The 22565-nt window shown below is 44.1% G+C and carries 16 protein-coding genes; 12 read left to right on the top strand and 4 right to left on the bottom strand.

Translation table 11 applies throughout. From position 1 onward, the window contains the following. Positions 1-137: 137 nt before the first annotated feature. Both carB and carA read right to left on the bottom strand, forming a co-directional pair. On the bottom strand, positions 138-3392 hold the full coding sequence (carB, locus tag INT03_RS10805) for a carbamoyl-phosphate synthase large subunit (RefSeq protein WP_193008950.1): 3255 nt from the start codon (positions 3390-3392) through the stop codon (positions 138-140). Positions 3393-3545: 153 nt separating this feature from the next. Further along, positions 3546-4787, bottom strand: coding sequence for a glutamine-hydrolyzing carbamoyl-phosphate synthase small subunit (gene carA, locus INT03_RS10800; protein WP_193008949.1), 1242 nt, complete (start codon positions 4785-4787; stop codon positions 3546-3548). Positions 4788-5224: 437 nt separating this feature from the next. Between carA and INT03_RS10795 the strand changes: the two genes are divergently transcribed. Further along, on the top strand, positions 5225-5761 hold the full coding sequence (locus tag INT03_RS10795; protein ID WP_193008948.1) for a gamma carbonic anhydrase family protein: 537 nt from the start codon (positions 5225-5227) through the stop codon (positions 5759-5761). Positions 5762-5869: 108 nt separating this feature from the next. Here INT03_RS10795 and INT03_RS10790 read toward each other — a convergent pair whose 3' ends face one another. Continuing rightward, positions 5870-6319, bottom strand: a complete 450-nt coding sequence (locus tag INT03_RS10790) for a hypothetical protein (RefSeq protein WP_193216879.1) — start codon at positions 6317-6319, stop codon at positions 5870-5872. A gap of 279 nt (positions 6320-6598) precedes the next feature. On the opposite strand from INT03_RS10790, the gene INT03_RS10785 reads away from it, so the two are divergent. The 3 genes from INT03_RS10785 (at position 6599) to INT03_RS10775 (ending at position 8865) form a co-directional block, all read left to right on the top strand. Next, positions 6599-7300, top strand: coding sequence for an HAD family hydrolase (locus INT03_RS10785; RefSeq protein ID WP_193008946.1), 702 nt, complete (start codon positions 6599-6601; stop codon positions 7298-7300). A gap of 116 nt (positions 7301-7416) precedes the next feature. Then, positions 7417-8512, top strand: a protein-coding gene (gene prfB, locus INT03_RS10780) for a peptide chain release factor 2 (protein WP_193008945.1) whose coding sequence is annotated in 2 segments (ribosomal slippage) — positions 7417-7488 and positions 7490-8512 — 1095 coding nt in all. Because the reading frame shifts where the segments join, the coding sequence is not laid out codon by codon here. A gap of 68 nt (positions 8513-8580) precedes the next feature. Beyond that, on the top strand, positions 8581-8865 hold the full coding sequence (locus tag INT03_RS10775) for a pyrimidine/purine nucleoside phosphorylase (protein ID WP_045445514.1): 285 nt from the start codon (positions 8581-8583) through the stop codon (positions 8863-8865). A 102-nt stretch (positions 8866-8967) separates the two neighbouring features. On the opposite strand, the gene INT03_RS10770 is transcribed toward INT03_RS10775, so the two are convergent. Next, positions 8968-9420 carry a GNAT family N-acetyltransferase gene (locus INT03_RS10770; RefSeq protein WP_193008944.1) on the bottom strand — a complete coding sequence of 151 codons (453 nt, stop codon included), beginning with the start codon at positions 9418-9420 and terminating at the stop codon, positions 8968-8970. A 189-nt stretch (positions 9421-9609) separates the two neighbouring features. Between INT03_RS10770 and INT03_RS10765 the strand changes: the two genes are divergently transcribed. The 8 genes from INT03_RS10765 to INT03_RS10730 all read left to right on the top strand — a co-directional run bounded on the left by INT03_RS10765 (position 9610) and on the right by INT03_RS10730 (position 22508). Beyond that, positions 9610-10740 (top strand): DNA topoisomerase IB, encoded by a 1131-nt coding sequence (locus tag INT03_RS10765; RefSeq protein ID WP_193008943.1) that lies wholly within the window; start codon positions 9610-9612, stop codon positions 10738-10740. A gap of 214 nt (positions 10741-10954) precedes the next feature. Further along, positions 10955-12694: an AMP-binding protein gene (locus INT03_RS10760; protein ID WP_193008942.1), complete on the top strand. Its 1740-nt coding sequence runs from the start codon at positions 10955-10957 to the stop codon at positions 12692-12694. Between the two features lie 91 nt (positions 12695-12785). Further along, complete coding sequence (locus INT03_RS10755) at positions 12786-13577, top strand: SDR family NAD(P)-dependent oxidoreductase (protein WP_193008941.1); 792 nt, start codon at positions 12786-12788, stop codon at positions 13575-13577. 143 nt (positions 13578-13720) lie between these two features. Next, entirely contained in the window at positions 13721-14311 is a 591-nt protein-coding gene (locus INT03_RS10750) for a L,D-transpeptidase family protein (RefSeq protein ID WP_193008940.1), read from the top strand. Between the two features lie 435 nt (positions 14312-14746). After that, positions 14747-17344 carry an ATP-dependent chaperone ClpB gene (clpB, locus tag INT03_RS10745; RefSeq protein WP_045445524.1) on the top strand — a complete coding sequence of 866 codons (2598 nt, stop codon included), beginning with the start codon at positions 14747-14749 and terminating at the stop codon, positions 17342-17344. Between the two features lie 189 nt (positions 17345-17533). Further along, on the top strand, positions 17534-18787 hold the full coding sequence (locus tag INT03_RS10740; RefSeq protein ID WP_193008939.1) for a PQQ-dependent sugar dehydrogenase: 1254 nt from the start codon (positions 17534-17536) through the stop codon (positions 18785-18787). Between the two features lie 176 nt (positions 18788-18963). Further along, entirely contained in the window at positions 18964-20616 is a 1653-nt protein-coding gene (locus INT03_RS10735) for a BCCT family transporter (protein ID WP_193008938.1), read from the top strand. Positions 20617-20852: 236 nt separating this feature from the next. Next, positions 20853-22508 carry a BCCT family transporter gene (locus INT03_RS10730; protein ID WP_055123939.1) on the top strand — a complete coding sequence of 552 codons (1656 nt, stop codon included), beginning with the start codon at positions 20853-20855 and terminating at the stop codon, positions 22506-22508. The last annotated feature ends 57 nt before the right edge of the window (positions 22509-22565 follow it).

Below are 22565 nucleotides of genomic sequence, written 5' to 3'. Positions count from 1 at the left end.
GTACTGCTTTTTTAAGCCGTACGTTTTTTTAAAGCCCTATTGTTATATGAAAATCGATAACAAGTTTTGCATTCGCTGTTAAACAAGCGTTGCCGTTATGCTTAATCTACTGAAATTATGCTGCTAAGTCAATAGAGCTAAGCAATAGTCTTTGCTTGTTCGTGCAAATCTTGTAGCTTATAGACCTCAAACGGTAGGTCAATGGCATAAGATTTACAAACCGCGTCTGCCGCCCCTAAAGTCGTCACATAAAATACTTTACCTTGCAGGGCACTACGGCGGATAGAAAATGAATCCTCTTGTGCCTGTTTGCCTTCAGTGGTATTGATAATAAGGTCGATTTTACCATTTTTCAAGGCATCGACGATATGCGGGCGACCTTCGGTGACTTTGTTGATTTGCTTACATTCGATATCATTCTGAGCCAAGACTTCTTGCGTACCAGTAGTAGCGACGATGTTAAAGCCAAAGTCCGCTAGCTGGCGAGCGATAGGGGCGATTTGTGCTTTGTCACTATCACGTACTGAGATAAAGACAGTTTTGGTTTCGCCTTCGGTCGGTAGACCTGGCAGACGCTCATTACTACCGATAATGGCTTTATAAAATGCTTCGCCAAAGGTTTTACCAACGCCCATCACTTCACCCGTTGATTTCATCTCAGGGCTCAAGATTGGGTCAACGCCAGGGAACTTCGCAAACGGGAATACCGCTTCTTTGACCGCGAAAAATGCTGGAACGATTTCAGTGGTAAAGCCTTGGTCTTTCAATGAGGTGCCAGCCATACAGCGCGCCGCGATTTGCGCTAAAGAAGTACCGATGCATTTAGAGACAAACGGCACGGTACGGGCAGCACGAGGGTTCACTTCTAAGATATAAATCGTTTTACCTTTTACGGCAAACTGGACGTTCATTAAGCCGACAACACCAAGCTCTTTTGCCATGGCGACCGTTTGCGCGCGCATCACATCGCACAGCTCATCAGACAATGAGTAAGGTGGCAATGAACAGGCTGAGTCGCCAGAGTGCACGCCTGCTTGTTCGATATGCTGCATGATACCGCCAATCACGACGTCTGTACCGTCGCTAACACAATCGACATCGACTTCGATCGCATCGTCTAAGAAGCGGTCTAATAGTACGGGCGCTTCGTTCGATGCTTGTACCGCCGTACGCAAGTAGTGTCTTAGCTCGTCTTCGTTATAGACAATTTCCATCGCGCGACCACCAAGTACATATGATGGGCGTACTACCAACGGATAACCAACGTCTTTTGCTTTAACCAAACCATCTTCTAAGCTGGTTGCTAGTGCGTTTGACGGCTGTACTAGGTTTAGCTGCTGAATCATATGCTGGAAGCGCTCACGATCTTCGGCACGGTCAATTGCATCTGGGCTAGTACCGATGATTTTAACGCCTGCTGACTCTAGTGCACGAGCAAGTTTCAATGGCGTTTGACCACCGAACTGTACAATCACGCCATCAGGGTTTTCGATACGAACGATTTCTAGCACGTCTTCTAATGTGATTGGCTCAAAGTATAGACGGTCAGAAGTGTCATAATCGGTTGAAACCGTTTCAGGGTTACAGTTGACCATGATGGTCTCGTAACCATCTTCACGCATAGCAAGCGCTGCATGCACACAGCAGTAATCAAACTCAATACCTTGGCCGATACGGTTAGGACCGCCACCGATAACCATGATTTTCTTTTTGTCTGTTGGGTTGGCTTCACATTCGCTATCGTACGTCGAGTACATATAGGCCGTGCTAGTAGCAAACTCTGCGGCACAGGTATCGACACGCTTATAGACTGGATAGACGTTTAGATCCCAACGCTTTTTGCGAAGTTGCTTTTGTGAGATGCCAAGCAATTTAGCCAAACGTAAGTCTGATAAACCTTTACGTTTAAAGCTACGTAGATTTTTCTCGTTCAAGCCGCCAAAACCAAGTGATTTTACGGTAGCTTCTGTTTTGACGATGTCTTCGATCTGTACCAAGAACCATGGGTCAATCTTGGTAAAGTTAAACACTTCATCGACACTCATACCGACGCGGAATGCATCAGCAACGTAGTAGATACGCTCAGGTGTTGGAATGGTTAGGCGGTTAATGATTTCGCTACGCGCTTTTTCGGCACTTACTTTTGACAAGTCAATTTGCTCGTCAAAGCCATCCGCACCTGTTTCCATACCGCGCAATGCTTTTTGCATAGACTCTTGGAAGTTACGACCAATCGCCATCACTTCACCGACCGATTTCATCTGAGTCGATAGGATGTTGTCTGCTTGTGGGAATTTTTCGAAGTTAAAACGAGGTATCTTGGTCACGACATAATCAAGTGCAGGCTCAAAACTGGCTGGCGTTTTGCCACCAGTGATGTCGTTTTGCAATTCGTCTAGCGTGTAACCAATGGCTAGTTTCGCTGCGATTTTGGCAATCGGGAAGCCAGTGGCTTTTGAGGCTAGGGCAGACGAGCGTGACACGCGTGGGTTCATCTCGATGACGACCATGCGACCAGTATCAGGGTTGATACCGAACTGTACGTTTGAGCCGCCAGTTTCTACACCGATCTCACGCAGTACTGCTAATGACGCATTACGCATGATTTGGTATTCTTTGTCCGTCAAGGTCTGTGCTGGCGCAACGGTGATTGAGTCACCGGTATGCACGCCCATTGGGTCAAAGTTTTCGATAGCGCAGATGATGATGCAGTTGTCGTTTTTGTCACGAACCACTTCCATCTCGTATTCTTTCCAACCAATCAATGATTCATCGATCAATAATTGATGGTTTGGAGACAAATCAAAACCGCGCTCACAGATTTCAATGAACTCATCGCGGTTATAGGCGATACCGCCGCCTGAACCACCCATCGTGAATGATGGACGAATAATACACGGATAGCCCATTTTTTCTTGAGTAGCAAAGGCTTCTTCCATGGTTTCAGCGGTTTCAGCGCGAGGGCACTCAAGGCCGATACGCTTCATGGCTTTATCAAACAAGTTGCGGTCTTCTGCCATCTCGATTGAGTCTTTGGTCGCGCCAATCAACTCGCAGTTATACTTGGTCAATACGCCGTGCTTGTCTAGCTCTAGCGCACAGTTTAGAGCTGTCTGTCCGCCCATCGTTGGCAAGATTGCATCTGGACGTTCTTTGGCAATGATTTGCTCAACGGTCTGCCAAGTAATCGGCTCGATATAGGTCGCGTCAGCCATGACAGGGTCAGTCATGATGGTCGCAGGGTTTGAGTTGACCAAGATGACGCGGTAGCCTTCTTCTTTTAGTGCTTTACACGCCTGTGCGCCTGAATAGTCAAACTCACATGCTTGGCCGATGACGATAGGGCCTGCGCCAATGATAAGAATGCTTTTTATGTCGGTACGTTTTGGCATAGTTAGAGCTACCTTCGTTTGGGTGATAATTTGAGTAATCTTTATTTTTGATAACGCTCATGGCGTTTTATGCTTGCAGTGCTTTATTTAGTACCGCTTGAGGCGCTATGGACGATTCAAGCGTTTACTTATTATGTAGTTATAATCAACCGTTTACGCTTGGGCAGTTTTAGACTGTTCCATCATATCCGCAAACTTATCAAACAATGGCGCGCAGTCATGTGGACCAGGGCTGGCTTCTGGGTGACCTTGGAAGCTAAATACAGGCTTATCGGTCAACTCGATACCTTGGTTAGTACCATCAAACAATGAGCGATGAGTAGATTTAACGTTGTCAGGTAGCGTGTCTTCATCAACCGCAAAACCATGGTTCTGACTGGTAATCATAACCGTGCCGGTCGCTAGATCTTGTACTGGATGGTTGGCACCATGATGGCCAGTTTTCATCTTGATAGTATTTGCACCGCTAGCCAAACCAATCAGCTGATGACCTAAGCAGATGCCAAACGTTGGCACGTCAGTTTGCTCAATGATGTGACGTACCGCATCGATAGCGTAATCACAAGCTGCAGGATCACCAGGGCCGTTTGATAAAAAGATGCCATCTGGGTTCATTGCTAGCACATCAGCGATAGGCGTTTGTGCTGGTACAACCGTTACGTGACAACCACGGTCGACGAGCATACGTAAGATGTTTGTTTTGCTACCGAAGTCATAAGCGACGACGTTGTATTTAGAATCGATGTGAGTGCCCAACTGCTTAAAGAAGCCACCGGTACCGCTATCATGACTGCCAATGGCATCACGGTTAAGTAGGGTATCTGATAAATCCCACGTACCTGCTGTCCATTCGAACGTCTCTTTAGTACAGCATTCTTTTGCCAGATCCATGCCTTCGATACCAGCAAACTCTTGTGCCAATTTGATGGCTTGTTGCTCGTCAGCAGCGCTGATTGTCTCGCCGTCTGAGGCGGTCATAATACAGCCGTTCTGTGCACCTTTATCACGCAATAGACGAGTCAATTGACGGGTGTCAATCTCAGCGATTGCAACGGTATCGTTACGTGATAAATAGTCGCTTAATGATTCTGAGTTACGGAAGTTTGAGGTGACCATCGTTGCATCACGGATGATAAGACCGTCTGCCCATACCTGATGACCATTGCCAGACTCAGTGTCCTCGCTATTGGTACCGGTATTGCCAATGTGTGGATAGGTTAGGGTGACCAGCTGGCGCGCATAACTTGGGTCGGTTAGGATTTCTTGATACCCTGTCATGGCTGTATTAAACACCACCTCACCGACACGATGACCGAGACTGCCGATACTCACACCGCGAAAAATCGTACCGTCTGCTAATGCCAAAATTGCTTGTATTTCTGCCGATGAATTCAAGGTTTGCCTCCGCTGTTATTAGTGAGTGCCATGATTTTCATGATTAAATGTTAGATTAGAAATGGTTTTTTGTATCGCAAAAATTGCTATTAATGGATACTAAAAAATACCTAAACCCAAAATTTTTCCACAAAAAAGCGAGAAGACATTATTGATGGAAACTACAAAACCCACTAGATAGTGAATAGGTAACTTGCATCATGTCCGCTCGCTTAGGCACAGATTTTGCGCATTATATACAATATGCCCGCAGATAGCCAGCCGATTTTTAGATTGAAAAGTATGCCTTTAATTATTAGCCGTTAATAGCGCTGGATTTTCCCTTTTGGCTTTGCCACAATGGACAGCAAATCGAAATATCTGGTTTTCATGATTCGCTTTCATGACTAATTTTCATGATTGACCTATTTCATTACTATATATAACAAGGAGCCGTTATGATTTATCAATATTTAGACAAGGTGCCCGAATTCGCGGCACCTTTTAATGGTTGGGTCGCAGACTCAGCACGAGTGATAGGCGATGTCTATTTGGGTCATCAAGCTAACGTGTGGTTTGGGGCAGTGATTCGCGGTGATAATGAGCGCATTCATATCGGCGATTATAGTAATGTGCAAGAAAACAGCGTCATTCATACTGATGCAGGTATTGAGGTTAAAATCGGCAACTATGTCACTATTGGTCATTTAGCGATGCTGCACGGCTGCGAAGTCGGTGACAATAGCTTAATTGGTATTGGGGCAGTGGTATTGAATAATGCCAAAATTGGTAAAAATTGCATTATTGGTGCTAAGGCATTGGTCACTGAAGGCAAAGAGATTCCAGACAACTCACTCGTCATGGGTGCGCCTGCAAAGGTGGTCAAAACCTTAACGGACGAGCAAGCCGCCATGCTAAAAATGTCAGCGCACCATTATGCTGAACTTTGTGAGACTTATAAAGAAGGGTTGACTGAAATTCCACTGCCTAAATAAAGCGCTAGCCAAATCATAGAGTCACGCAAAACATAAGCGAACTGTCTGATATTGATCTATTGTCTATGTTTATGCAAATGATGCAAACGCGCCTTATATAGAGGTTCTTTATGTCATCAGCATCATGACCAGCCAAATGATGGCAAAAATGATAATACCAATAATCAGTCCGCGAAAAATATCGTGGCGTATAGAATAGTCATTAAGGTAAGCGTTATGATTGGCTGTTTCGTTGATGTTGAGCGCATTGACGCTTTCAGCGCCAGCATTTTTACCAACGATAAAACCCATGATTGCGCCTACGACCAACATAAATGGGGTGAATAACCAAAAAACGTCGCCATTACCTATACCAGCTATTGAGCGAATAACCACGATAGCAAGATCGATCAGTAAACCGCCAACGCCGTACATCACACCATTTAAGAGCGCATACAGTATACGGTCGAAAGGTGATTGATAGCTTTTACCCAGCTGACGTTGTCTGATTTCTTTGATCGAACGGGCAGGGCGACGCGTTTTACTTGGCAAAACAGTTTTGACATCAGGCGCTTCCATGCGATTCTCTATTTTTATGATGAAGTAAGCAAAACAGATACTAGGGCGTGTCACCATTTTTAACCCATTTAGGCGCCTTTTAGGCACTTTCGTTCAGATTGAGGACACGCCCTAACCACAAGTTATATAAATAAATTTACCATAATTTTGTTTGGTAAACAGTAGCATTCACTAAAAATTATTGAGAAATTTTTTCATATCATTATCTATCTCCAAAGCGGAAGTTATTAAAAATCAGTTGTATTTCTGTCCTTTAACAAACAATAATAAGGTCTCATTATGCAGGCAACACAAGCACAACTTTCTCCAAAAGAGCTGGCACTTTTTGATTTAGATCATACTTTGCTCGACGTCGATAGCGACTATTTATGGGGCGAGTATATCGTCAAGCACGACCTCGTCGATGAAGCGCAATACCGCACGGCCAATCAAAAATTTTACCAAGACTATATCGAAGGTACGCTTGATGCGACGGAATATAATGAATTTGTGGCACAGTTTTTAAGTAGCTTGCCGATGGATAGATTGCATGAGCTACGAGAAGACTATATTAAAAGTGAAATTGAGCCGCACATACGCCCAAAAGCGATGGAAGTGCTCTGTCAGCATGTTGAAAAAGGTCATGAGGTAGTGATTATTTCTGCGACCAATGATTTTGTGGTTTCTGCTATCGCCAAGCGTTTTGGTATCGAAGGTGCCAATGTGCTATCGACACCGCTTGAGATAAAAAATGAGCGCTATACGGGCAAACTTACCGACAAGCCAAACTTTAAAGAAGGTAAAATTTACCATCTGAATAAATGGCTAGATAAGCAGCAATCAGCAGGCACGACTTTTGATAAAACTTATGCGTATTCAGATTCCAAAAATGACATTCCATTGCTGGAGTGGGCAGATGTGGCTATTTGTATATCTCCTGATGAGGCGCTGCATGCGCATGCTTTAGCGCATCGCTGGGCAGTAGAGGATTGGTCGATTTAGGCTATTTAACATTATTTAATATAAAGCCAGTCATAATTAGCCAACTATTTATCGTCAATCTCATTTAAAATAGCGCCATATCAGTGAGATATTTATTTAAAAAGACAGGAAACTTTATGGAAATCAATCCGTATCAAGAACGAATTAAAGATTTATCAGAGCGTGGGCAGGACTTGCGGAGGTATCTTTGACTTCGATGGTAAGCAAGAACGCTTAGAAGAAGTCAATTTGGAACTAGAGAATCCCGAGCTATGGAATGATCCAGAGCGTGCGACTAAGATCAATAAAGAAAAAAGCCAGCTTGATGGCGTCATTGATGTCGTGGTATCACTTGAGACGACATTGGAAGATGCGTCTGCTATGCTGGAGCTGGCAGTAGAAGCAGAGGATGAATCCTTGCTGGCAGATGTGCAAGCAGAGCTCGACAATGCGGAGAAACGCGTTGCGGATTTAGAGTTCCGTCGCATGTTTAGTGGAGAAATGGATCCTAATAACTGCTACTTGGATATCCAGTCGGGTAGTGGCGGCACCGAAGCGCAGGATTGGGCGGAGATGCTCTTGCGTATGTATACACGCTGGGCGGAATCGCATGGCTTTAAAGTTGAGGTCATTGAGGTGTCTTCTGGTAGCGTGGCTGGTATTAAATCAGCAACGATTGAGATTAAAGGGGATTATGCTTTTGGTTGGTTACGTACCGAAATCGGCGTGCATCGCTTAGTCCGTAAATCGCCATTTGACAGCAATAACGGTCGTCATACCTCATTTGCTGCCGTTTTTGTGTCGCCTGAAATTGATGATAATATCGAGATTGATATCAATCCTGCGGATTTGCGTATCGATACCTATCGCTCATCGGGCGCAGGCGGTCAGCATGTGAACACGACCGATTCTGCTGTACGTATTACCCACGAGCCAAGTGGGGTAGTGGTCACTTGTCAGAACGAGCGTAGCCAGCATGGTAATAAGGCGACGGCGATGAAAATGTTGCGTGCCAAGCTTTATGAGCTTGAGATGCAAAAACGCATGGAATCTCAGCAAGCGGTCGAGGATGGTAAGTCTGATGTGGGCTGGGGCAGTCAAATTCGCTCTTATGTGCTTGATGATTCACGTATCAAAGACTTGCGTACTGGCGTTGAAACTTTTAACACTGGTGCGGTACTCGATGGCGACCTCGATCAATTTATCGAAGCGAGCCTAAAAGCGGGACTGTAAGGCTAAGTGATAAAAACTGTTCTAAAGAAAGTTTTAAAATATCAACCAATACTTAATTAAGGAAAATTATGCCAAGCGTTAATAGTTATTTTGATAACAAAGTTACTTCTATTGCTTTCCAAACGGCGACCAAGCCAGCTACTGTCGGTGTGATGGAGATTGGCGAGTACGAATTTGGCACCAGCGAATTTGAAACCATGAGTGTGGTCAGCGGTGCATTGACGGTCAAGCTACCAGAGAGTGATGAATGGCAAACCTTTAATGCGGGCGAACAGTTTACCGTTGAAGCCAATCAGAAGTTTCAAGTAAAAGTGGCAGTAGAGACTGCTTATTTATGTGTTTATGGTAAGTGATTATTTTTAGATTAATAGGCAACAGCTTAACGCCAAGTGTTTAACGCTTGGCGTTTTTTTATGACTGTCTTTTAAGTTTCAGTCATATAATATTTAGTAAAATTATAGATTTTTACGATATTGCACCATATCTGTTTGAGTGGCGATTGCGTCATAGAGTTTGCGCGCCGCGGTGTTTCCCTCTTGCGTCGTCCAATATACACGGTTGCAGTCTTTGTCGTTGGCAAAGTCATAGACCTGCTCAATAAGTGCCCGTCCTACGCCTTGTCCGCGCACCTGTTCATTGACGTATAAATCTTCTAAATAACAACACTCAGTGGTATTCCAAGTATTGGGGTGTAGCACCACATGTGTGATACCTACCAACTTATCGTCCTGCCAAGCACCAAAACCATAAACAGGGACGTCGTCATCAAGCAGATTGCGCCACGTTGTCTGCGTTGTGGCTGATGGCAAACTGGTCTCATAAAATTTTAGATAGTTTTGCCATAAGTGTAACCAAAGGTCGTAATCAGTGATAGTTAGTGGTTTTATTTTTACAGATGAATGGTTCATTTTTTATAAACTTAAGTCGTGAGTAGTGCTAAATTATGCCTCAAAAACGCATGGCTTAGAACCCGTATCGCTATTTTTATCACTGTTTTATTTTACACATCGATTACACTTTGCTCGTGGCAAATAAACAGCAAAAACAATCGCAATTCATTATGCTAAAACGACTATTTTATCAATCGAGTATGTATTATGGCGACGTTAGATGACCAAACCACCACGCAAGACATACGCCATGATTATGAAAAACTCGCTCGTCTTGCTAATCTGCGCTATGTCAGTGATGATGAGCTTGGGTTTACGCGCAGGCGTTGGGGGCGCGGCTTTACCTATCGCGATGCAACGGGCAAAACAGTCAAAGACAAAGCCTTGCGTCAGCGTTTTGATGCGCTAGTGATACCGCCGATGTGGTCAGAGGTTTGGATATGCCAAGATGATAAAGGGCACTTGCAATCGACGGGGCGCGATGACAAAGCGCGAAAACAATACTTATATCACCCTGAGTGGGATCGTGTACGTGACCAAGCCAAATTCGATGCCATGATAGGTTTTGCTAGAGCATTGCCGAATTTACGCTTGCAAGTCGAAAAAGACTTGGAGGCAAAATCATTATCGCGTGACAATGTCTTATCGGCAGTGGTCAAGTTATTAGAAACGACCTTAATTCGTATCGGTAACAGCCGCTATGCGAAACTTAATAAAAGCTATGGTTTGAGTACTTTACGCAGTAAGCACGTGAGCGAAACCGATAACGGACTGGCATTTGATTTTGTCGGTAAAAGTGCCAAAGAGCATCATATTGAATTGCAAGATGAGCATTTGATTGAGATTGTACAAGCATGTTCTGAGTTACCTGGTTATCAGATTTTTAAATATTTAGATGACAATGGTCACAAGCAAGTCGTCGACAGTAGCGATATTAATGACTATCTACGCACGCATACTAGCGGTCATGGTCGTGACAGTGAGATGTATAGCGGTAATTTGTATAGCGCAAAGGACTTTCGTACTTGGATGGCCAGTGTCCTTGCCGCCAGTTACTTGCACGATGAGTTACAGAGCGCTCAGGGCAAAGCAATATTAGCCAGTGATCCCAATAGCGATGAGCGCCAGCAACTGGTCACTAACATGGTAAAAAGTGTGGCAGCAGAGCTGGGCAATACCCCTGCTGTCTGCCGATCGTCTTATATCAATCCAGTGATTATAGAGCGCTTTTTGGCGGGGCAGTTCTTTGAGCCTTATAAGCAAGCGCGCCGGGGGCGTACTAAACAGTATCAAAGCTGTGAAGAAAAAGCACTGCTAGGATTTTTAAGGGGCTGCTGAGTCCTTTAACATAAAATGCATTAAGAATTTTGTGATCGGATTATAAAAATGATACGTTATGTATTGAAATAAATATTAAAATGCGTTACTAATAGAATATATGTGCACTGATATGTGTGCAAAAGAAGAAAAAATAGTTGCTTGGATATGACTGTTTTTCTGCTGATAAATCTCTTATTTCGCCATTTACCGTCTATTGCTAAAGGATTAGCTTATGAACACCTCTTCTCCAGACCCATCATTTGTAAATACATCTTCAAACCATCCTGCACAGCCGCCAATGAGCTACAGCGATTATTATCATAACTTTGATATGAATGCGCTATTAACTGAGATATTTGGTAAGCATTTAGATGATCGTTTAAACGCTTATATGGCGTGCTGCGGTCGCCATGTGCGTGACGGTCGTGGCGATAACCTGGCGCTAGTACATGAAGATACAGCGGGCAATGTGACGCGCATGACTTTTGCTGAGCTTGATAAGGCAAGCGCGCAAGTCGCCAATTTATTGCTGTCTTATGGCGTAAAAATTGGCGACCAAGTGGCGACCATGCTACCTCGCACCCCTGAGCTGCTCACCATTGTATTAGCGACTTGGCGGATTGGCGCGGTTTATCAACCGTTATTTACTGCCTTTGGCTATGATTCGATTAAGTATCGGATGGACAAAGCCAATACCAAAGTGGTTTTTACCAATCAAGAAAATCGTGGAAAATTCGAAGACTTGGCTCAGCAGACCAAAATGGTCATGGTTGGCAGCGAGAATGACGCGCAAGCTGATAGTGAAAACAGTTGGGGCGATGATAATTATGCCAAGATGATGGCGACGCAGCCGCAAACAGTAGACGCGGTTTTATTAGATACCGATGCACCCTTTCTGCAAATGTTTACCTCGGGTACGGTTGGCAAATCAAAAGGCGTTAGTGTGCCGCTAAGTGCGCTCTCAGCGTTTTATCTCTACATGCACTATGCGATTGACTTGCGAGCGGATGATAATTACTGGAACATGGCTGATCCAGGCTGGGCATACGGTCTTTATTATGCGATTACAGGACCTTTGTTATTAGGGGTAACAACGTATTTTAATGAAGCTGGCTTTGATGCACAAAATACTCGCGATTTTATGGTACGTCATAAGATTAGTAATTTGGCGTCCTCACCGACAGCGTTTCGGATGATGAAATCGAGTGGCGTCTTTGAAGCTGCTCACCATGACAATAATAATGACAATGAGGCTAAATTATCACTACGCTGTGCCAATTCAGCAGGCGAGACCTTAAATACCGAAGTGGTCAACTGGGTTGAAACCTATTTAAACTGTAAAGTTTGTGATCAATATGGGCAGACCGAGACGGGAATGACTTGCTGTGAGCACCATGCGTTAGCACATAAATGTCCGGTTGGCTCGATGGGCATGGCGCTACCAGGACACACATTGGTGGTGTTAGATGATGACATGAACATCTTACCTGATGGCGAGCAAGGGCAGCTTGCCGTAGTGGTCAGTCAATCGCCAGCGTTTTATTTCCGCGGTTATAGCTGGAACGAAAAAGACGCCTTCGCTGATGACTATTATTTAACAGGCGACGTGGTTGAGCGTCACAGTGATGGCAGCTATTGGTTCTCAGGCCGTGATGATGACATCATTATTACGGCAGGTTACCGCGTTGGCCCTACCGATGTCGAAAACACTGTGCTTGAGCATGAGGCAGTCGCAGAGTCTGCTGCTGTTGGCGTGCCAGATGAGGTGCGCGGTCATACCATTAAGTCTTATGTGGTGCTAAAAGACGGTATCGAAGGAACGGATGAGATTGCCAAGGAGATTCAAGAGCTCGTACGCAAACGTCTATCGACTCACGCTTATCCACGTGAGGTTGAGTTTGTGGCAGCATTGCCGAAGACTCCAAGTGGTAAAATTCAGCGCTTTTTGCTGCGCAGTTTGTCTGCGGCATAGATAAAAAGCAACGCACTCATATCGTCAGGTTAGGATGAAAAATTGATAACTGATAAAAATAACAGTAAAAATATTAATGAAAGGAATAATTATGCAAATTGAACAACAGAGCTTTTTGGTCACAGGCGGTGCATCAGGTTTGGGAGAGGCAGTGGTTCGGGCTATTGTGAATCAAGGTGGTAAAGTCGTCATCGCAGATCTGAATGAATCAGCTGGTCAAGCGTTGGTGGCTGAACTAGGCGATAACGTTCGCTTTACACGTTGCGATGTCACCAGTGGTGATGAAGTGCAAGCGGCTGTTGATACGGCTGAAAAAGCATTTGGCGGTTTGCAAGGGTCTATTAACTGCGCAGGTATTGCCGTTGTGCAAAAGCTGCTCGACCGTGATAACAACCCAGCGGATCTTGATGCCTTTAGTCGAGGCGTTAATATTAATCTTGTCGGTTCTTTTAATGTGGCACGTTTGGTCGCAGCCAGTATTGCAAAGCGTGTAGCGAATACCAATAACGCAGACAGCGGGGCAGGAAAAAACACTGATAACGGCGTCATTATTAATACTGCTTCCATCGCTGCGTTTGATGGGCAAGTAGGGCAGGCAAGCTATTCGTCGTCTAAAGCGGGGGTTGTCGGTCTGACCTTACCACTAGCGCGTGAGCTGGCACGTCATGGTATTCGCGTAATGACGATAGCGCCTGGGGTATTTGCCACGCCGATGATGGAGACTATCCCTGAAAAAGCGCGCGAGCAACTAGAGGCGGGCGTACCTTATCCTAAGCGTCTGGGCAATCCCAATGAGTTTGCCAAGTTGGTCATGCATATCATTGATAATGCCTATCTCAATGGAGAAGTCATTCGCTTAGATGGCGCGATTCGTATGGTGTAATGGTATTAACGAAGTTTTTATGTTCAAAAGACCCTAATGTTATCCATGAAATTTTCACAAAAACTGGCATGGTGCTTTGGTAAGTTAATAGCGTGTGATGTTGTCATTTCATTCTTGAACGCCAAACGGAGTTATCAAAGCCTATGTCATTTTTTTCTCTGAATTTCAGCAAAAAGCCGCGTCGATTGTTTGTCGTGATAGGACTGGGACTGACCACTATTATGAGCACCAGTGCGATAGGGTATGTCAAAACAGCCTCCTCAGATACAAAAAGTACAGGCAATAATGGTCAGCCTATTTCCAGCACGGTGATTATCGATAAAGTTTTTGTCGATAAATCCGATCGTATTTTGCAGCTATTGAGTGGTGATAAAGTCATTAAGTCCTATCGTATTGCGCTAGGAGATAGTCCGGTTGGTCATAAACAGCAGCAAGGCGATGAGCGCACACCCGTGGGGGCGTACATCTTAGATTATAAGAATGAGAACTCTATTGCCCATCGCTCCATCCATATAAGCTACCCCAATGCTGCGGACAAAGCTCGGGCACGATCACGCGGCGTCCATCCTGGTGGCGATATTATGATTCATGGGCAGATGAACGGCTTCGGTCATCTAGCGTGGATTAACCAACAACGTGATTGGACCGATGGTTGCATTGCGGTCACTGATAATGAGATGGATGAGATTATGGCGGCAGTTAAGGTTGGTACATCGATAGAAATTGTAGAGTGAGCGTTATGTTAATGCTGGCTATCGTGTAGTACATTTCTAGCAGTTACAGCGTATTAAAATCTCTGCTATAGCTGTCTCTTGCTTGCCTTTCATTGTTGAGCAAGCCTCTCTTTTGGTTGTTTTTTTTATTTATCCTCTTGAAATACTCTCTTAGTGTGCCTATTGATAGTTTGTGATAATATCATTGCTATGGGTAAGGTTTTTACCTATATAAAATCTTACTATTTTTCAGTATTTACTAATAAGTCATAGATATTGATTGACAACTTGCACAAGTAGGTTGAAATCTTGTATGTTATACCCTATATATATAACAACTAACGGTGATTGAAACACGATAAAATTGACGATAAGCGCTATGTTTTAAATGCTGCGCGTTCGGTATTTTATGTTGCATCCACTGACTGATAATACTAATTATAAAAGGATACAATTATGAGGTTCGAAAAATTTACCCAGAAACTACAATCAGCCATTCAAGAAGCACAGAGCCTAGCATTGGGACGCGACCATACAGGTATCGACCCTGTGCATTTGCTTGCCGTATTGCTGCAAGATGAGTCTAACTTGTCTATTTGCCAGCAAGCGGGCGCGTCTATTCCTGCGCTAAAAAATGGTGTGGCAAAGGCGCTCGACAATCAAGCAACGATTAGCGAGCCAACCGGCGACGTTAATTTAAACCCCAATTCGGTTAAGATTTTGAACTTGGCAGATCGTCAAGCACAAAAAGAAGGCGATGATTTTATCGCCACTGAATGGGTGATGTTGGCGCTCGCTGAGCAAGGTGAAACCAAAAAGATATTTGAGAGTGCGGGCGTAACAGCGAGTAAATTAAAAACAGTCATTGAGCAATTGCGAGGTGATGATACCGTGAATAATCAAAATGCTGAAGATCAACGTGATGCGCTGAATAAATATACCATTAACTTAACTGAGCAGGCGGAACTTGGTAAGCTTGACCCTGTGATTGGTCGCGATGAAGAGATTCGTCGTACCATTCAAGTACTATCACGTCGTACCAAAAATAACCCCGTACTGATTGGTGAGCCAGGTGTTGGTAAAACGGCTATCATTGAAGGTTTGGCACAAAAAATCATCAATGGTGACGTACCAGAAGGACTACGCCGCAAAGAAGTGTTGTCGTTAGATTTGGGCTCATTGATTGCGGGTGCAAAATTCCGTGGTGAGTTTGAAGAGCGACTCAAAGCGGTACTCAGCGATTTATCAAAGCAAGAAGGCAATGTCATCTTATTTATCGATGAGTTGCATACTTTAGTAGGTGCTGGTAAAGCCGATGGCGCGATGGATGCTGGTAATATGCTAAAACCTGCGCTTGCGCGTGGTGAGCTACACTGTGTCGGTGCGACAACTCTCGATGAATATCGCCAGTACATCGAAAAAGATGCGGCTCTTGAGCGTCGTTTTCAAAAGGTACTGGTCGATGAGCCAACGGTCGAAGACACCATTGCGATTTTGCGTGGTCTAAAAGAGCGTTATGAGCTGCATCACGGTGTTGATATCCAAGACAGCGCGATTATTGCTGCTGCGCGGATGAGCCATCGTTATATTACCGATCGCAAGCTGCCAGATAAAGCGATTGACTTAATTGATGAAGCGGCGAGTCGTTTACGTATGGAGATGGACAGCAAGCCTGAAGCCTTAGGTAAGCTTGATAGTCGCTTGATTCAGTTGAAAATGCAGCGCGAAGTGCTCAAAAATGAAGAAGACGCTGGTGCGCAAGCCGAGCGTAAAGTGCTTGATGCACAAATTGAAGAGCTAGAAAAAGAGTACGCTGACCTTAATGAGATTTGGCAAGCAGAAAAAGCCTTGGTCAAAGGCAGTCAGCAGCTAAAAGACGAGCTGGATAAAGCGCGTATCGCCTATGACAAAGCCAGTCGTGAAGGTGATTACGAGACTATGAGTAAGCTGCAGTATGAAACGATTCCGCAGCTTGAGCGCCGCATTACTGAGTCTGACTTGGCAGAACAAAAAGAGCAGACAGGCGAAGGTAGTGGTGTAAAACTGCTACGTAACAAAGTCACGGATAATGAAATTGCCGAAGTCGTAGCGGCAGCGACTGGCATTCCAGTCAGTAAAATGATGCAAGGCGAGCGTGACAAGATGATAGCGATGGAAGAAAAGCTCCATGAACGTGTCATCGGTCAAGATGAAGCAGTCGAAGCGGTCGCCAATGCGGTACGCCGTAGCCGTGCTGGTTTGTCTGATCCGAATCGCCCTTCAGGTTCGTTCTTATTCTTAGGACCAACGGGTGTCGGTAAAACGGAGCTAACCAAGTCACTAGCGAACTTCTTATTCGACTCTGAAGATGCGATTGTTCGTATCGACATGAGTGAGTATATGGAGAAGCACAGTGTCAGTCGTTTGGTGGGTGCGCCTCCAGGTTATGTGGGCTACGAAGAAGGTGGCGCATTAACCGAAGCGGTACGCCGTAAGCCTTATAGTGTGATTTTGTTTGATGAAGTTGAAAAAGCGCACCCTGATGTGTTCAATATCTTGCTACAAGTATTGGACGATGGTCGCTTAACGGACTCACAGGGTCGCGTGGTGGACTTCAAAAACACGGTCATCATTATGACCAGTAACTTGGGTTCGCACAAAATCCAAGAGATGGTCGGTGAAAGTTACGAAGATATCAAAGCTGAGGTGATGGAATCAGTTGGGCAGCATTTCCGCCCAGAGTTTGTCAACCGTATCGACGAGATTGTGGTATTCCATCCGCTCGGTATGTCGCAGATGTCAGGTATTGCTGCGATTCAGTTGGATCGCTTGCGCCAGCGCTTGCATGAGCGTGAGATGGATATCGAGCTATCAGCTGATGCGATGAACAAACTGGTTGCGATTGGTTATGATCCTGTCTATGGCGCACGTCCACTAAAACGTGCGATCCAACAGGAAATTGAAAATCCATTGTCATTGAAGCTATTGGCTGGTGATTTTGGCGCAGGAGATATCATCAAAGTCGATGTCGGCGCAGATGATAAGTTGGTGTTTGAGAAACGTAGCATGAATTAATATCTAACCCTAACTGACCGTGGTTTAAAACCAACCTCTTACTTGCCTATTTTTTCTACAGGCAGGTAAGGGGTTTTTTTGTGCGCCATTATTATTTACGGTTTGAGTGCTTTGACTATGTTATAAATAAACTAAGCACTAAAAATTAAGCACTAGGAATAAGACATCAACAGTTACGGAGACGACAAAATGACGATCATCAGTATGCAGCACCTAAGCACGCCATTAATGTTACCGATAATGATCAGCGCACTGCTGTTTAGTGCTCCTGCTTGCTCCAATCAAACTGCCGTCAATACCCATGAAGACCTGACAGACTATAGAGAAGGACAAGCCTCTGCTAGTGAATCGCTAGCAAGTACCGAAAAGCCCACCTTTATCACCAAAAAAACTGCTACGTTTGATGAGCCTTGGGCAATGACAGCATTACCTACCGTTAATAATGAGCCCCCTAAATTACTTGTCACCCAAAAGACAGGCGAGTTATTCATTGTTGATACGGCAACAGGTGCCAAGACAGCCATCAGTGGTATCCCGAAAGTGGCTTATGGTGGGCAAGGTGGTCTTGGCGATATCGTTTTTGCACCAGATTTTGCTACTTCTAATCATGTCTATATGAGCTACGTTGAAGCAGGGAATGACACTGATAATAATAAATTTGGCGCTAAAGTCATCAAAGCGACATTGATAGGATTGGATACAGCCACGCCACGTTTGCAGGATCTTACGCCCATTTGGGAGCAAATACCGAAAGTAAAAGGGCAGGGGCATTATAGTCATCGCTTGCTTTTCTCGCCTGACAGAAAATATTTATATATCAGTTCAGGCGAGCGCCAAGAAAAAACACCAGCACAAGACATGAGTGTAAATCTGGGTAAAATAGTACGCCTAAACCCTGACGGTTCTGTTCCAGCAGACAATCCTTTTGTAGATAATAGCAATGACATTGCCGCGCAGTTTTGGAGTATAGGACATCGTAATGTATTGGGTATGGCGTTCGATGAAAAAGGTAGGCTTTGGGCGCATGAGATGGGACCACGGGGCGGTGATGAGTTCAATCTCATTGAAAAAGGTCATAACTACGGCTGGCCAAGCGTCTCAAATGGGCGTAACTATACAGGCACTGATATTCCTGACCATGAGACGCGTCCTGAGTTTACGTCGCCCAAAATTAGTTGGACGCCAGTGATATCGCCGTCCTCGATGAGTATTTATAACGCTGGAAAATATAATGATTTCCCAGCGTGGCAAGGTAATGCGCTCATTAGTGGCTTATCATCTAAAGCGCTGATAGTCGTCGATTTTGATGAAAATAGTCACGCGACTGAGCGCTATCGCTATGATATGGGCGAGCGTATTCGTAGTGTGTTAAATGTAGATGGACAAGTTTGGGTATTAGAAGATGGCGATAATAGTGGATTATTACAATTGATTCCGCAGTAGTGATTAGTAGCCATTGCTCTTCAACTTTCCAAGCGTTTGCACTATTGTAGGTTAGGCTGATAAATGGTTTTGGTCTATTTCTGTCAATAAGAAAAACGTAAATAGCTAATTAGATTTGATAGTTGAGAGGTATCTTGTTAAGGTATTCTTCCTAAAAAACTAAGGCTAACAAACAAATGGATCATGTAAAAGTTGGCAGGTTAGGCCCTTTTCCACGGGTAAGTAAACCTGTGTTTATTATTTCAGCGCTACTTATTATTGGATTTATTATCTTTGGTGCTTTCTTTACTGAAACCGCTGGTGTGTTATTTAGCTTTTTGCAGAACTTTATTACGGATAAGTTCGGCTGGTTATTTATTATTTTAGTAAATTTAGCATTGTTGCTTTGTATTTATCTCGCGATGAGCCGTTATGGCGATATTCGTCTAGGTGCACAAACTGAGACGCCACAGTACAGTTTGTTCTCATGGATAGGGATGTTGTTCTCTGCTGGTATTGGTATAGGATTGGTGTATTGGGGGACAGCTGAGCCCTTGTATCACTTTATGGCACCACCACTCGGAGAAGCGGAAACGATAGAAGCCGCTCAGCAAGCCATAAATTTTACATTCTTGCATTGGGGATTACATGCATGGGCGCTATACGCGATTGTTGCATTGTCTTTGGCTTATTTTCACTTTCGCCGTGGCTTGCCGTTATCGATTCGCTCAACGCTTTATCCTCTATTGGGCAAAAAAATCTATGGCTCGTGGGGACACGCCGTTGATATCTTAGCGGTATTTGGTACGATGTTTGGTGTGGTAACGTCGCTTGGTCTTGGCGTTATGCAAATTAATTCAGGACTTGAGCGATTATTTGGTGTTCCTAATAATCTAACGATACAGATCGGTCTGATTGTTTTCGTTACTATTTTAGCTGCTTTTTCCGTCATGATGGGCTTAGACAAAGGTATTAAGCGCTTGAGCGATATTAATATCGGACTGACGGCAATCCTACTCGGGTTTATGGTCATCTTAGGGCCGACGCTTTTTATCTTTGATAGCTATCTTGAAAATGTTGGCAATTATCTGTCGGTAGTTGTACCGCTAGGTCTGTGGGGTGAATCGTATGAAGGTCAAGAAAATTGGCAGTCATCATGGACGATATTTTATTGGGCATGGTGGGTAAGTTGGGCACCGTTCGTTGGCGTATTTATCGCGCGTATCAGTCGTGGTCGTACTATTCGTGAGTTTATATTGGGTGTCTTATTGATTCCCATGCTGATTTTGTTCTTTTGGTTCACCACTTTCGGTGGCGTTGCTATCCATATGGAGCTCTTAGCTGCTATTGATCCCGCTATGGCCAGCCCAGGATTGGTAGAAGCCGTGCAAACGGATTTTGGTAGTGCAATTTTTAAATTGGTTGAATTTTATCCATTGGCACAACCAGTCACCTTAATGGTTGTCGTTATGATTGTCCTTTGGTTTGTGACTTCATCCGATTCAGCAAGCTTTGTGATTGATATGTTGACCGCAGGTGGTGATACCAACCCACCAAAAATCCAGCGTTTATTCTGGGCAAGTACGGAAGGTATCATTGCTGCTGTTTTGCTTGCTGCTGGTGGACTAAGTGCATTACAAGCAGCGGCTATCGTTGCAGGATTACCCTTTGTTTTAGTAGTATTTGCGATGATGTATGCGTTACTTCGTGGTTTGAGCCGAGATCGTTTGATACTGTATCGCGCTCAGCAGCACTTTATCACCGAAGAATCCGCAGATCACAACTCAGCCAATGAGTTTGCTGATGAGCACTTATTAAAAGGACCACCTAAAATCGTGAAAGGTGATTAGCAGATTCTATATATCAGCTTTAATACTGTTTTTATGAAATGAATCAGTCAGTTAGCTTCTTCTTTTTTTACGTAAAAACACAATATAACAATTGTGATTTGAAATCCTAAGATGCATCGTTATCTTAGGATTTTTTTATTTGTTGACCAATAGCAAGGTTATAAAGTGTCTGATTCGATTTGATAGTTGTGCAGTATCTTGTTAAGGTGAGCCCCTTCAAAAATTGAGATGACTAAATGGATCATGTAAAAGTTGGCCGCTTAGGCCCTTTTCCACGGGTAAGTAAACCTGTGTTTTTAACTTCAGCATTATTAATTCTTGTGTTCATTATTTTTGGTGCTCTTTTTAATGAGCAAGCAGAATTGTTGTTTGGTCATGCCAAAGCATTCGTGTCTTTGCGTTTTGGCTGGTTCTTTATTGTGGTGGTCAACTTAACGTTGGTGATGAGCATTTACATGATATTTAGTCGTTATGGCGATATCAGGCTTGGTCATCAAAATGAAAAACCAGAGTATAATATAGTTTCTTGGATTGGCATGCTATTTTCCGCGGGTATCGGTATTGGACTGCTCTATTGGGGTACGGCCGAACCCTTGTACCATTTTATGGCGCCGCCATTAGGAGAAGCTGAAACAGTGGCTGCCGCCAAGCAAGCGATGAATATCTCGTTCTTGCATTATGGTTTACATGTGTGGGCGCTCTATGGCATGGTCGCATTATCATTGGCTTATTTCCATTACCGAGTGGGCTTACCGCTGGCCATCCGTTCGACACTATATCCTATATTGGGCAAAAAGATCTATGGTGGCTGGGGTCATACGGTAGATACACTAGCGGTATTCGGTACGATGTTTGGAGTAGTGACCACTTTAGGTCTTGGGGTATTGCAAATTAACTCAGGTCTTGAGACGTTATTTGGCATACCCAATAATATTACAGTGCAAATTATTTTGATTGCCTTAATCACTATGTTGGCAGGTCTGTCTCTATTTATGGGGCTAGATAAAGGGATTAAGCGCTTAAGTGATACCAATATATTATTTACTGTGATATTGCTCAGTTTTGTGATTATTTTAGGTCCGACCCAGTTTATCTTTAATAGCTTTGTAGAAAATATTGGCAATTATTTACATCAAATTGTGCCATTAGGTCTTTGGACAGAATCGTATGATGGTCAAGAAAACTGGCAGGCATCATGGACGATTTTTTATTGGGCATGGTGGATAAGTTGGTCGCCTTTCGTCGGTGTGTTCGTGGCTCGTATCTCTCGTGGTCGAACCATTCGTGAGTTTATCTTAGGGGTGTTATTAATTCCTATCACCATCTTGTTCTTGTGGTTCACCGCTTTCGGTGGTTCAGCCGTTAATATGGAATTAATGGCAGCCGCTGATCCCAACCTCATTAGTCCTGGCTTGATTGAGGCTGTCCAAGCAGATACTGGCAGTGCCATCTTTAAGCTGATGGAATCTTATCCATTTACGTCAGCTTTGAACTTGCTTATCGTAGTGATGATTGTGCTTTGGTTTGTCACGTCATCGGATTCTGCCAGTTTTGTGATTGATATGTTGACCTCAGGTGGCGATGCCAATCCACCTAAAATTCAACGCCTATTTTGGGCAGGTACAGAAGGTGTCATCGCTGCCGTACTATTAGCAGCAGGTGGATTGAGTGCGCTACAAGCGGCTTCCATTGTGTCAGGTTTCCCTTTTGCGATTGTGATAGTCGTTATGATGTACTCCTTATTACGCGGCTTGAGTCGAGATCGTTTGATACTGTATCGCAACCAGCAATGGTTTGTCACCGAAGAGTCAGCAGAGCATAATTCGGCCAATGAGTTTCGCGATGAAGATTTGCTGACAGGTCCACCTGATATTGAAAAACCTGAAGGTTAGATTTTATCGATCTAAAAGATCCTAGATTCAAATAAGAAGTGCAACGTTTTAAAAGAA

The organism is Psychrobacter sp. PG1, from assembly GCF_014897815.1.
Classification (GTDB): Bacteria; Pseudomonadota; Gammaproteobacteria; order Pseudomonadales; family Moraxellaceae; genus Psychrobacter.
This window is presented reverse-complemented; position numbering and strand designations above follow the sequence as displayed.

Excerpts from the sequence above, each read along its gene's own strand:
- carB (WP_193008950.1), bottom strand. The coding sequence starts at position 3,392 with ATGCCAAAACGTACCGACATAAAAAGCATTCTTATCATTGGCGCAGGC.
- INT03_RS10795 (WP_193008948.1), top strand. The coding sequence starts at position 5,225 with ATGATTTATCAATATTTAGACAAGGTGCCCGAATTCGCGGCACCTTTT.
- INT03_RS10790 (WP_193216879.1), bottom strand. The coding sequence starts at position 6,319 with ATGGAAGCGCCTGATGTCAAAACTGTTTTGCCAAGTAAAACGCGTCGC.
- INT03_RS10785 (WP_193008946.1), top strand. The coding sequence starts at position 6,599 with ATGCAGGCAACACAAGCACAACTTTCTCCAAAAGAGCTGGCACTTTTT.
- INT03_RS10775 (WP_045445514.1), top strand. The coding sequence starts at position 8,581 with ATGCCAAGCGTTAATAGTTATTTTGATAACAAAGTTACTTCTATTGCT.
- INT03_RS10770 (WP_193008944.1), bottom strand. The coding sequence starts at position 9,420 with ATGAACCATTCATCTGTAAAAATAAAACCACTAACTATCACTGATTAC.
- INT03_RS10765 (WP_193008943.1), top strand. The coding sequence starts at position 9,610 with ATGGCGACGTTAGATGACCAAACCACCACGCAAGACATACGCCATGAT.
- INT03_RS10760 (WP_193008942.1), top strand. The coding sequence starts at position 10,955 with ATGAACACCTCTTCTCCAGACCCATCATTTGTAAATACATCTTCAAAC.
- INT03_RS10755 (WP_193008941.1), top strand. The coding sequence starts at position 12,786 with ATGCAAATTGAACAACAGAGCTTTTTGGTCACAGGCGGTGCATCAGGT.
- INT03_RS10750 (WP_193008940.1), top strand. The coding sequence starts at position 13,721 with ATGTCATTTTTTTCTCTGAATTTCAGCAAAAAGCCGCGTCGATTGTTT.
- clpB (WP_045445524.1), top strand. The coding sequence starts at position 14,747 with ATGAGGTTCGAAAAATTTACCCAGAAACTACAATCAGCCATTCAAGAA.
- INT03_RS10740 (WP_193008939.1), top strand. The coding sequence starts at position 17,534 with ATGACGATCATCAGTATGCAGCACCTAAGCACGCCATTAATGTTACCG.
- INT03_RS10735 (WP_193008938.1), top strand. The coding sequence starts at position 18,964 with ATGGATCATGTAAAAGTTGGCAGGTTAGGCCCTTTTCCACGGGTAAGT.
- INT03_RS10730 (WP_055123939.1), top strand. The coding sequence starts at position 20,853 with ATGGATCATGTAAAAGTTGGCCGCTTAGGCCCTTTTCCACGGGTAAGT.